Here is a 10,876-nt window from a genome sequence, read left to right on the forward strand (position 1 = left end):
CACGCCGTCGGCGGCGATCAACATGGTGCGCAAGCGCCCCACGGCCGACCCGCGCCTGAGCATCACCGGCAGTGCCGGCAGCTGGGACAACTACCCGCCGTTTCCCGTTCCCGCCGTCCACCGGGCTCAGGGGATACGTGGCACCAGCCGTTCCGGGCCGTGCGCCAACTGCTCCTTCAGCGCCTTCTGCAGCTTCAGGTCCTGCGGGGTCAGCTTCTGCGGACCACCGCGCGGCGGTACGCCCCCGACCCGTTCGGGGGGCGAGAGGGGCGGCTCGTAGTGGGTGGGGGCCGTGTGCAGGGTCAGGGCGGTCGTGCCGATGAGCAGGGCGGCGAAGGCGATGGCGGCCCTGGTCCACAGCCGCGCCTTGTTCTCGCCGCCGGTGCGCACGGTGCGGGCGGGCGGTGGGGCCGGGACGTGCGCGGCGTGGGCGAGCCCGCCGAGCCGGTCGTGGAGCAGCTCGGACTGTTCGGCGGGCGAGGCGGCGGCCGCCAGTTCGGGCAGCCGGTCGGCGACGGCGGCCCGAGCCGTCTCCAGCCGTCCCGCCGCCGCCGGGGTGGACGCCTCCGTCTCGGCCGCGGTCTCCGGCAGGTCCAGGCCGACCCCGTCGTAGAGGAGCAGGGTGCGCCGGTAGGCCGGGGGCAGTTCGAGCAGCGCCTCGAACAGGGCCCGTCCGGCCGGTTCGGCGGGCGGGGCGTCGGGGTGCCGGTGGACGCGGCGCAGCCGGTGCCAGGGAGACATCGCGTACTCGTACGCCGCCGCCCGCACCCAGCCGACCGGGTCCCGGTCCACGGCCACCTCGGGCCAGCGGTGCCAGGCCAGTTGGAAGGCCCGCTCGACGGACTCGCGGGCCAGGGCGCGGCGGCCGCTCAGGAGGTAGGTCTGCCGTACGAGGCCGGGGGCGGCGTGGGCGTACAGCGCGTCGAACGCCTCGTCGGGGGAGAGCCGGGGGGTTCCGGTCTCCGGCTCGGGTGGTGGGGGAGGGGCCGCCGGCACGGGGGGTGCCGCCGCGTTCGGGGGCGCGGACGAGCCGGTGGGCGCCGACGACTCGGTGGGCGCGGGCGGGTCGGCGGGCACGGAGGCGAGCACGGAGGCGAGCACGGGCGAGGGCGCCACCGCCGCGCCCGGTGGCGCCGGTTCGGGCGAAGCTTCCGGCGTCGGCCGTCCAGGGGCGGGGTCGGCCAGTGGTTGCCGCGTCGACCGCTCCGAGGCCGGCCCGGCCAGAGGTTCCGTTGTCGGCCGTGCCTTCCGCCGTACGGCCTTGGGCTTCGTGGCGGAGGCCGCTGCCGGCGCCGACGGCCCCGGATCGGGTGCGATGAGCCTGATGTACAGCGCGCGCTTGCGGCCGCGCGGGCTCGTGCGCCCCGTCTCCCAGGAGCGCACGGTGGCACGCGTGACGCCCACGGCCTCCGCCACCTGCTGCTCGCTCAGCGACTTCGCCTCGCGCAGCCTGCGGCGCCCCTTGGGGGAGGGCAGCGGCGGTGCGGCGGCCTCGTCGGTGGTGCTCCGGGTCATGGACGACCCCCGGCAGCGCTGCACTGGGAGAAAAAGTACATAAACGTATATTGAGCGACACAACCGCTGTTCGCGCGTTACGCGATATAAGCGCGTGTCGTTGGGAGCATGGGCGCCGTGACCCAAATGACCGAACACAGCCCGATGTTGCCGCCCGAGCGGACCAGGGCCCTCGCCCTGGTCGCCGCCTTCCTGCGCGGCGGAGCCGCCGCCGGGCTGGGGCTGGGCGCGCTGGCCGTGCTGGTGATGGCGCTCTGGATCAGCTCCCCGTACCCGGACAGCGGACCCGGCGGCGCGCTGCGCGCGGCGGCGGCGGTCTGGCTGCTCGCGCACGGTGCCGAGCTGGTCAGGCCCGACACTCTCGGCGGCGCTCCGGCCCCGGTCGGCGTGGTCCCGCTGCTCCTCATGGTGGGTCCCCTCTGGCTGGCACACCGGGCGGGACGCGATGCGGCGGAGCCGGAGGAGGGAGGGCAAAGGCCCCCGCGGACCGGCGCGGTCTGCGCGGTGACCGCGGGATACCTGCTGGTCGCGGCGGGGGCGGCGGCCTACGCCCGGGGCGGGTCGCTGCACGTCGTCCCGCAGACGCTGGCGTTCCCGGTGGCGCTGGTGGTGGCCGGTGCGGCGGCGGCCGGGGTGTGGACGGCCGCCGGACGCCCGCTCGGGCCGCTGCCGTCCTGGTCGCCCCTGGCGCTCCAGGAGGCCCTCGCGCGGACCCTCGTCCGCGACCGGGCCGAGGCCGCGTTCCGGGCGGCGGCGGTGGGGACGGTGGCGCTGCTGGGCGGGGGCGCGCTCCTGGTGGCGGTGGCCCTGGGGCGGAACGCCGCGGCGGCCCAGGACTCCTTCCTGGCGCTCTCCGGCGACTGGTCGGGGCGGGTCTCGGTGCTGTTGCTCGCCGCGTCGCTGGTGCCGAACGCCGCGCTGTGGGGCGCCGCGTACGGGCTCGGCCCCGGCTTCGCGCTCGGTACAGGAGCCACGGCCACCCCGCTCGGCCTGACCGGGACCCCGGCCGTGCCCCCCTTCCCGCTGCTGGCGGCGGCCCCGGACCAGGGCCCGGCCACCCCGCTGAACTGGGCGGCCCTCGCCGTACCGGTCGTGGCCGCGCTGGCCCTCGCCTGGTGCGCCGTCGGCAGGGCCGCCCCCGCCGACGCCCCCCGCGCGCAGGCCTGGAGCCCGCGCGCGACGGCGCTGGTGACCGGCCTCGCGGCGCTGGGGTGCGGGGCCGGTACGGCGCTGCTCGCGGCGGTGGCGGGCGGCCCGCTGGGGTCGGGGGCGCTCGGCGCGTTCGGGCCCGTGTGGTGGCTGACGGGGGCGGCGGCGCTGGCGTGGACGGCGGCCATCGGCGTACCGGCGGCCCTGCTCCTGCGGGTGTGGCGGCTGCGCGAACCGGGCTGGGCCTGGCGCAGGGACGTACCGCCGGGTACGGGTACGGGCACGCGCGCGGACGCGGCTCCGGCGGAGAAGGAGGCCGTGCCGGCCGTGGCGCGGCAGCCGAAGGACGCGGCCGCACGTGAGCCCGGCCCCGGTCCGCGGGAGGCGGCCCCGGCGGACGGCACGGATACGGCCACGGACGACGCGGACTTCGCACCGTACGACTTCCTGCCGACCGACCCCTGGCACGAGAAGACCGGCCCCTGGCACGAGAAAGAGGCGAGGGAGGCCCGGTGGGCCTCCCTCAAGCAGGGCTCCGGCGGCCTGATGGCCGACTTCCCCGCACGCGTTCCGGCCGCCGGCGAACAGCCCGCCGACGAACGGCCCGGCGGCGGGAAGGCCGACGCGCAGCCCGCCGACGTGGACGGCCGGGGCGCTACTCCTTGACGCCGAAGAGCGGTTCCAGCGGCTTCGGCAGCTGGTCGTTGCAGGCCACCGCGCCGGTCTTGGTCAGGGCGTCGTTCACGCAGGTGTAGTAGTCGCGGTAGACGAGCTGCACGGTGAACGTCGTGACCACGATGACCAGCGCCAGCAGGGCGGTCACCAGACCGCTGATCGCCGCCGTGGTCTGCGGGCGGTTGCCGTTGCGGGGCGTGGTGGCCGCCGGTGAGGCGCCCCCGTCGCCCGCGGCCGGAGCCGCGGTGTCCGGGGCCGCGACCGCCGTACGGTCCGTCGCGGACGGGCTCTTGGGCTGGGAGCGCAGCGAGCTGACGGCCCAGTACACGGAGAGCGCGCCCAGCAGCAGGGCGATCTCCGGGAGGTCGAAGAGCGCGAAGAAGACGGCCCAGATGCCGCCGAGCAGCGCATAGCGGGCGCGCCGCTGCACGGGGTCGGTGGGGTCCCAGCGCTTCCCGCCGGCACCGCCGTCCGACCCGCCCCGGCCGGCCGGGCCGTTCGAGCCGGAACGGCCGCCGAAGCCGCCGTTGCCCCGGCCGGGCTGCTTCTTGCTCCACTGGCTGCCCCACGACGGGCGGCCACCGGAGCCGGAGTCGTCGCCCTCGCCGCCGTTCTCCGGACCCGAGGGGTGGCGGGGCTGCCACGGCTGGTCGGGCCGGTCGGCGGGCGGCGGGGCGAACGGATTGTCGTCGTCCGGCTTCGCGGGCGCGTCCGGCGACGAGGCGGAACCGGAAGAACCCGAGGAGCCCGAGGAGCCCGGGGCGGGCGGGGAACCCGGGGAGGAGTCGGGCGCGGAGGAGTGGAGGTCCCGCGTCAGCAGAGCGGCCCGCGCGGGCAACGGGAGGCGGAAGGCGGTGCGACGGCGTCGGTCCGGCATGTGGTGAACGTCTTCCCCATCTCGTCATGTCCGTCCGAAGGACGGTTCGTCCGCCCGGTGGACGGCTCGCTGTCCCCTGACGCTACCTCTAGGCCCGGCCCCCGTCCCGTGGGGGCCGCCGGGTGTGCCGGTATCGTTGCTGACGGTCGGCTCGTTCGTAGGGTTCCCCGTATCGGGCGAAGCGATTCTTTCGTACGACCCTACAAAGAGCACCCCCGAGCCTGTGTCACCACGCGAGAAAGGGCCCAGACGTGGCCTCCCCGCCCCCCTCCGCCCCTCCGGCCCGGCTGGTCGTGCTGGTCTCCGGATCCGGTACGAACCTCCAGGCCCTGCTCGACGCCGTCGGCGACGACCCGGCGGCCTACGGAGCGCAGATCGTCGCCGTCGGCGCGGACCGTGACAAGGCCGGTGGTCTGGAGCGGGCCGAGCGGGCCGGAATCCCCACGTTCGTGTGCAAGCTCAAGGAGCACGCGACGCGGGCGGAGTGGGACGAGGCGCTCACCGCGGCCGTCGCCGGGCACCGCCCGGACCTCGTCGTCTCCGCCGGTTTCATGAAGATCGTGGGCCCCGCGTTCCTCGCCGCCTTCGGCGGCCGGTTCATCAACACCCACCCCGCCCTGCTGCCCAGCTTCCCCGGCGCCCACGGAGTGCGTGACGCGCTCGCGTACGGCGTCAAGGTCACGGGCTGCACCGTCCACTTCGTCGACGACGGTGTCGACACCGGTCCGATCATCGCGCAGGGCGTGGTCGAGGTGACCGAGGAGGACACCCCGGAGGGCGAAGCCGCCCTCCATGAACGCATCAAGGAAGTCGAGCGCTCGCTGCTCGTCGAGGCCGTGGGGCGGATCGCCCGTGACGGCCATCGCATTGAGGGACGAAAGGTTCATCTCGGTCATGTCGGTGAATAAGCCCATCCGCCGCGCCCTGGTCAGCGTCTACGACAAGACGGGGCTCGAAGACCTCGCCCGCGGTCTGCACGAGGCGGGCGTCGAGCTTGTCTCCACCGGCTCGACCGCCGGGAGGATCGCCGCCGCCGGAGTACCGGTCACCAAGGTGGAGGAGCTCACCGGCTTCCCCGAGTGCCTGGACGGCCGCGTCAAGACGCTGCACCCCCGCGTCCACGCCGGCATCCTCGCCGACCTGCGCCTGGACGCCCACCGCGAGCAGCTGTCCGAGCTGGGCGTCGAGCCCTTCGACCTGGTGGTCGTGAACCTCTACCCGTTCAAGGAGACCGTCGCCTCCGGCGCCTCCGACGACGCGTGCGTGGAGCAGATCGACATCGGCGGCCCCTCGATGGTCCGCGCCGCCGCCAAGAACCACCCCTCGGTCGCCGTGGTGACCAGCCCCGAGCGGTACGCGGACGTCCTCGCCGCCGTCAAGGCGGGCGGCTTCGACCTCACCGCCCGCAAGCGCCTGGCCGCCGAGGCGTTCCAGCACACCGCCGCCTACGACGTGGCCGTGGCCTCGTGGTTCGCCGACGGTTACGCGGCCGCCGACGACTCGGGCCTCCCCGCGTTCCTGGGCGACGCCTTCGCCCGCAAGAACGTCCTGCGCTACGGCGAGAACCCGCACCAGCCCGCCGCCCTCTACACCTCGGGCTCCGGCGGACTGGCCGAGGCGGAGCAGCTGCACGGCAAGGAGATGTCGTACAACAACTACACGGACACCGACGCCGCGCGCCGGGCCGCGTACGACCACGCCGAGCCGTGCGTCGCGATCATCAAGCACGCCAACCCGTGCGGCATCGCCATCGCCGACGACGTCGCCGAGGCGCACCGCAAGGCCCACGCCTGCGACCCGGCCTCGGCCTTCGGCGGGATCATCGCCGTCAACCGCCCGGTGACGGTCGCGCTGGCCGAGCAGGTCGCGGAGATCTTCACCGAGGTCATCGTCGCCCCGGCCTACGAGGACGGCGCCCTCGAGGTGCTGGCCCGCAAGAAGAACATCCGGGTGCTGCGCGCCCCCGAGGCCCCGGCCGTCGAGGTCGAGGTCAAGCCCATCGACGGCGGGGCGCTGCTCCAGGTCGCCGACCGGCTCCAGGCCGAGGGCGACGACCCGGCCAACTGGACGCTCGCCACCGGCGAGGCGCTCTCCGAGGCCGAGCTGAAGGAGCTGGCCTTCGCCTGGAAGGCGAGTCGCGCGGTCAAGTCCAACGCGATCCTGCTCGCCAAGGACGGCGCCTCGGTCGGCGTCGGCATGGGCCAGGTCAACCGGGTCGACTCCGCGAAGCTCGCCGTCGAGCGGGCGGGCCAGGAGCGGGCGGCCGGCTCGTACGCCGCGTCCGACGCGTTCTTCCCGTTCCCCGACGGGCTGGAGATCCTCACCGCCGCCGGCATCAAGGCGGTCGCCCAGCCCGGCGGCTCCGTCCGCGACGAGCTGGTGATCGAGGCCGCGAAGAAGGCGGGCGTCACCATGTACTTCACCGGCACGCGCCACTTCTTCCACTGACACCGGCACCGACCGGTACCCGTACGCGCCGTGGCCGCACCTCGAAGGGTGCGGCCACGGCCGTGTCCGTCGTACGGGATCGCCTCGCCGCTCTGTTCTAATGAACGGCCGTATGCCGTGAACGGCCAGAGAATCCCTAGCGGGGGCAGTCACCGTGCTTGAGCTGAACAAGAGTGGAACGGACCGGTCGGAACCGGGACGGCTCCCCGCGCAGGGGACGGGCCCGGACGCCCGCCCGGCGGGCGACTCCCCGAGCACGGAGGCCGCCGCCGCTGCCGCCCGCGTCCCCCTGTGGCCCTATCTGATCGCCGCCGCGATCCTGTGCGGGCTCTACTTCCTCTACTCCTACCTCCAGTACAGCCGCTTCGGCTCGCCCTCCTGGGACCTCGGGATCTTCGAGCAGGAGGTACGGGCCTACGCCGGCCTCGAGGCGCCGGTCGTCGACATCAAGGGCCCCGGCTATCTGATCCTCGGCGACCACTTCTCGCCGATCGTCGCGCTGCTGGCCCCGCTCTACTGGCTCTGGCCCTCCGCCGAGTCCCTGCTCCTCGCCCAGGCCGCCCTGTTCGCGCTGGGGGCGGTCGTGGTCGGCCGCACCACGCAGCAGCTCCTCGGCGGCCGCTCCGGGCTCTGCGTCACCGTCGCGTACGGACTCTCCTGGGGCATCCAGGAAGCGGTGAAGTCCGACTTCCACGAGATCGCCTTCGCCGTCCCGCTGCTGGCCCTCGTCTGCCGGGCGCTGCTCCTGGAGCGGTGGACGGCGGCGCTCCTGTGGTCGCTGCCGCTGGTCCTGGTCAAGGAGGACCTCGGCGCGACCGTCGCGGTCGTCGGCTTCCTGCTGTTCGTGTACGGGCGCCGCCTCCAGGGCGCGCTGCTCGCCGTGTTCGGGGTGGCCGCCTTCGTGGTCACCCTCATGGTCCTCATCCCGGCGGCCAGCAGCGCGGGCACGTACGACTACTGGCAGAAGATCGACAAGAACGGCGAGCAGGACGTCGCGATGCTGGACTCGGTCCTCGGCGTCCTGAACTCCTCCGTCAAGATCGAGATGCTGGTCTTCCTGGTCGGCATCACCGCGTTCATGGCGCTGCGCTCGCCGCTGACGCTGCTGATCGTCCCCACGCTCGGCTGGCGGCTGCTCTCCCAGGACAGCAACCACTGGGGCATGGTCTGGCACTACAGCGCGATCCTGATGCCGGTGCTCTTCCTGGCGATGGCCGACGGCGTCCGCCGCAGCCGCGGATCGCACCGCCCCTGGCTCGCCTCGTACGCGAAGGTGGCCGTCCCCGTCGCCGCCGCCGTCGCCGTCGCGATGACCCAGCACCTGCCGCTGCGCGACCTGCTGCGCCCGCACTCCTACAGCGCCGTCGACGACGCCCGCAGCCAGGCGGCCCGGGAGGCGCTGAAGGTCATCCCGGTCGGGGCGCGGGTCGAGACCGACATCACCCTCATGGCCCACCTCACCTCCGACCGGACCGTCTACTGGATCGGGGGCGCCCCGGGCACCGCCCCCGACATCGTCGCCATCAACCTGGACTTCGGCTGGGCACGGCCGATCCAGGACCCGGTGGCGTACGCCGAGCAGCTCCACCCCGAGGCGCGGTACCGGCTCAAGCACCAGGGCGGCAGCTTCGTGGTGATGGAACGTACGACGCCGGAGCCGGCGGAGCTCCCGGGGGCGGGGAAGGACTGAGCGGGCGCGGGCGGGAGCGGCCCCGGCCCCGGCCGTACGCGCGAAGGCCGCACCCGGTGCCTCGTAGGGTGCGGCCTTCGCGCGGTGACGTGTGCGGGGCGTCAGCCGGCCTTGACGACCACCGACGAGCACACCTTGTCCGCGAACGTCTGCTTCTTCTCGTCCCACAGCGGCCACAGCCAGCCGATGTAGCAGGCGATGCTGTCCAGGAAGTGGGCCAGGCGGCGCACGAAGGCCATGCCGAAGCCCAGCGGACGGCCGTCGGCCTCGCGCAGCACGCGGATGCCCACGGCCTTCTTGCCGATCGTCTGGCCGGTGGTGCCCTCCTGGTACAGCTGCCAGAAGGAGAGGCCGATCACCAGGAGGACGCCGAGCAGGACGACGATGCCACCGGCCGCGTCCCCCATGGCGCTGCCGATGCCGACGAGGACGAGGTACGGGCCGCCGATGACGATTCCGTCGATGAGTAGGCCGCCCGCCCGCAGACCCCAGTGCGCCAGCTCCGGCATGGAGCCGTAGCCGGGCTGCTGCTGCGGGTAGCCGCCGCCGTAGGGCTGGCCGGGCTGCTGCGGGTACCCCGGCTGCTGCTGGGGGTAGCCGGGCTGCTGCTGGGGATAGCCGTAGCCCTGCGGCGGAACACCCTGAGGAGCCTGCTGCGGGTAGCCGTAGCCGGGCTGCCCCTGCGGCGGGCCCTGGGGAGGCTGGCCGGGCTGCTGCCCGTACGGGTTGTTGGGGTCGCCGAAGCTCATATGGGGTGTTCCTTCAACAGACGTGTGGGGGACGGATGGCCACACGGAGGAAGGACGACGTCAGCGGCCCGCCCCCCGTACAACCGCGGCTCTCATCGTTATAAGCGCGACCCGCGTTTGTCCAGCCCAAGGCGGCGGACGTTGTGCAAGTGCAATCTCGGCCATGGGCGGGACACAGATGAGGCACAGGCAATTGGTATGCGGGCGGGGTCATCCGCGAGGATGGGGCCATGACTGCCCAGATTCTCGATGGCAAGGCCACCGCTGCCGCGATCAAATCCGATCTGACCGTCCGTGTGGCGGCCCTCAAGGCGCAGGGGATCACCCCCGGCCTCGGAACCCTGCTCGTCGGGGACGACCCGGGCAGCCGCTGGTACGTGAACGGCAAGCACCGCGACTGCGCCGAGGTGGGTATCGGCTCCATCCAGCGCGAACTCCCCGACACCGCCACCCAGGAGGAGATCGAGGAGGTCGTACGGGAGCTCAACGCCGACCCGGAGTGCACCGGTTACATCGTCCAGCTGCCGCTGCCCAAGGGCATCGACACCAACCGCGTCCTGGAGCTGATGGACCCGGCGAAGGACGCCGACGGGCTCCACCCGATGAGCCTCGGCCGGCTCGTCCTCAACGAGAGCGGCCCGCTGCCCTGCACCCCGCAGGGCGTCGTCCAGCTGCTGCGCGCGCACGGCGTGGAGATCGACGGGGCGCATGTCGTGATCGTCGGACGCGGCGTCACCATCGGCCGGTCGATCCCGCTGCTGCTGACCCGTAAGTCGGAGAACGCCACGGTGACCCAGTGCCACACCGGCACCCGGGACCTCTCCTCGCACCTGCGCCAGGCCGACATCATCGTCGCCGCCGCGGGTGTCCAGCACCTGATCAAGCCCGAGGACGTCAAGCCGGGCGCGGCCGTGCTCGACGTCGGCGTCAGCCGGGACGAGAACGGCAAGATCGCCGGCGATGTGCACCCGGGGGTCCGTGAGGTGGCGGCCTGGGTCGCCCCGAACCCCGGCGGTGTCGGCCCGATGACCCGCGCCCAGCTCCTGGTCAACGTGGTCGAGGCGGCCGAGCGGACCGCCGCCGAGGCCGCCGACGCGGCCGCCGCGGGCTGACGGCCGGATCCGGAGGGAACCCCATGGGTGCTGGTACGAGTCCGGCCGACCCCGCCCCGGCCGACGGGACAGCCGGTGAGACAGCCGGCGGGACGGTGGACCGGGCGGCCGGCGAGGCCGGCCCGCCCCGCAGGTCCCGGCGGTTCCCGCTCTTCACCCGGGACACCGCCCGCCCCGAGGGCGGCGGCCGGGCCGCCCCGCGCGACGCGCCCGCTCCGGCCCGGCAGTGGCCGCTGCTCAGCGTGGTCGGCACCGTGGGCGCCGGCCTGCTGATCGTGGCCCTGGACCCGTTCGCCGAGGCGTTCCGCATCGGCACCATCCTGATCGGCGCGGCTCTCATCGCCGGGGCGGTCCTGCGCTGGGTGGTGCCCTCGGTCGGCATGCTCGCGGTGCGGTCCCGCTTCACCGACCTGGTGACGTACGGGCTGATGGGCACCCTGATCGTGCTGCTGGCCCTGGTCGCGCAGCCGAGGCCGTGGCTGGACGTGCCGATCCTGGAGGACGCGGTCCACTTCACGATCCGCTAGAACGGCGGGCCCGTGGATCCGGGCGGGCACCCGTCGGAGCGACCACCCGCTGATCGACCAGTTCCTCGTCGCCCTGTGGCTGGAGAAGGGGCTTTCCGACTACACCCGAGCGTCCTACCGCAGCGACCTGGCCC

10 protein-coding genes are annotated in these 10,876 nt (G+C 74.0%); 7 read left to right on the top strand and 3 right to left on the bottom strand.

Going from position 1 to position 10,876, the window contains the following annotated elements; genetic code table 11:
- Nucleotides 1–126: 126 nt before the first annotated feature.
- A complete protein-coding gene (locus AB0917_RS31315) occupies nt 127–1,515 on the bottom strand; it encodes a helix-turn-helix domain-containing protein (RefSeq protein ID WP_366823073.1) in 1,389 nt (462 codons plus the stop codon).
- A gap of 126 nt (nt 1,516–1,641) precedes the next feature.
- Between AB0917_RS31315 and AB0917_RS31320 the strand changes: the two genes are divergently transcribed.
- Nucleotides 1,642–3,330, top strand: a complete 1,689-nt coding sequence (locus AB0917_RS31320; protein WP_366823082.1) for a DUF6350 family protein — start codon at nt 1,642–1,644, stop codon at nt 3,328–3,330.
- Here AB0917_RS31320 and AB0917_RS31325 read toward each other — a convergent pair.
- Nucleotides 3,320–4,216, bottom strand: coding sequence for a hypothetical protein (locus AB0917_RS31325; protein WP_366823074.1), 897 nt, complete (start codon nt 4,214–4,216; stop codon nt 3,320–3,322). The genes AB0917_RS31320 and AB0917_RS31325 overlap by 11 nt on opposite strands.
- Nucleotides 4,217–4,467: 251 nt before the next feature.
- On the opposite strand from AB0917_RS31325, the gene purN reads away from it, so the two are divergent.
- The 3 genes from purN to AB0917_RS31340 all read left to right on the top strand — a co-directional run bounded on the left by purN (nt 4,468) and on the right by AB0917_RS31340 (nt 8,354).
- Complete coding sequence (purN, locus tag AB0917_RS31330; protein ID WP_366823075.1) at nt 4,468–5,124, top strand: phosphoribosylglycinamide formyltransferase; 657 nt, start codon at nt 4,468–4,470, stop codon at nt 5,122–5,124.
- Nucleotides 5,111–6,664: a bifunctional phosphoribosylaminoimidazolecarboxamide formyltransferase/IMP cyclohydrolase gene (gene purH / locus AB0917_RS31335; protein ID WP_366823076.1), complete on the top strand. Its 1,554-nt coding sequence runs from the start codon at nt 5,111–5,113 to the stop codon at nt 6,662–6,664. The genes purN and purH overlap by 14 nt, the downstream gene beginning before the upstream one ends.
- A 154-nt stretch (nt 6,665–6,818) precedes the next feature.
- Nucleotides 6,819–8,354: a DUF2079 domain-containing protein gene (locus tag AB0917_RS31340; protein WP_366823077.1), complete on the top strand. Its 1,536-nt coding sequence runs from the start codon at nt 6,819–6,821 to the stop codon at nt 8,352–8,354.
- Nucleotides 8,355–8,455: 101 nt separating this feature from the next.
- On the opposite strand, the gene AB0917_RS31345 is transcribed toward AB0917_RS31340, so the two are convergent.
- Nucleotides 8,456–9,103 carry an RDD family protein gene (locus AB0917_RS31345; protein WP_366823078.1) on the bottom strand — a complete coding sequence of 216 codons (648 nt, stop codon included), beginning with the start codon at nt 9,101–9,103 and terminating at the stop codon, nt 8,456–8,458.
- Between the two features lie 230 nt (nt 9,104–9,333).
- Between AB0917_RS31345 and AB0917_RS31350 the strand changes: the two genes are divergently transcribed.
- The 3 genes from AB0917_RS31350 to AB0917_RS31360 form a co-directional block, all read left to right on the top strand.
- Nucleotides 9,334–10,215, top strand: coding sequence for a bifunctional methylenetetrahydrofolate dehydrogenase/methenyltetrahydrofolate cyclohydrolase (locus AB0917_RS31350; protein ID WP_366823079.1), 882 nt, complete (start codon nt 9,334–9,336; stop codon nt 10,213–10,215).
- A 23-nt stretch (nt 10,216–10,238) separates the two neighbouring features.
- Entirely contained in the window at nt 10,239–10,742 is a 504-nt protein-coding gene (locus tag AB0917_RS31355) for a DUF3017 domain-containing protein (protein ID WP_366823080.1), read from the top strand.
- Between the two features lie 16 nt (nt 10,743–10,758).
- Nucleotides 10,759–10,876 (top strand): site-specific integrase (locus AB0917_RS31360; RefSeq protein ID WP_366823083.1); only part of this gene is annotated, 118 nt, incomplete at its 3' end.

Source organism: Streptomyces sp. NPDC007346, assembly GCF_040703535.1.
In the GTDB taxonomy this organism is placed as follows: domain Bacteria; phylum Actinomycetota; class Actinomycetes; order Streptomycetales; family Streptomycetaceae; genus Streptomyces.

Excerpts from the sequence above, each read along its gene's own strand:
- AB0917_RS31320 (WP_366823082.1), top strand. The coding sequence starts at position 1,642 with ATGACCGAACACAGCCCGATGTTGCCGCCCGAGCGGACCAGGGCCCTC.
- AB0917_RS31350 (WP_366823079.1), top strand. The coding sequence starts at position 9,334 with ATGACTGCCCAGATTCTCGATGGCAAGGCCACCGCTGCCGCGATCAAA.
- AB0917_RS31325 (WP_366823074.1), bottom strand. The coding sequence starts at position 4,216 with ATGCCGGACCGACGCCGTCGCACCGCCTTCCGCCTCCCGTTGCCCGCG.
- AB0917_RS31355 (WP_366823080.1), top strand. The coding sequence starts at position 10,239 with ATGGGTGCTGGTACGAGTCCGGCCGACCCCGCCCCGGCCGACGGGACA.
- AB0917_RS31345 (WP_366823078.1), bottom strand. The coding sequence starts at position 9,103 with ATGAGCTTCGGCGACCCCAACAACCCGTACGGGCAGCAGCCCGGCCAG.
- purH (WP_366823076.1), top strand. The coding sequence starts at position 5,111 with ATGTCGGTGAATAAGCCCATCCGCCGCGCCCTGGTCAGCGTCTACGAC.
- AB0917_RS31315 (WP_366823073.1), bottom strand. The coding sequence starts at position 1,515 with ATGACCCGGAGCACCACCGACGAGGCCGCCGCACCGCCGCTGCCCTCC.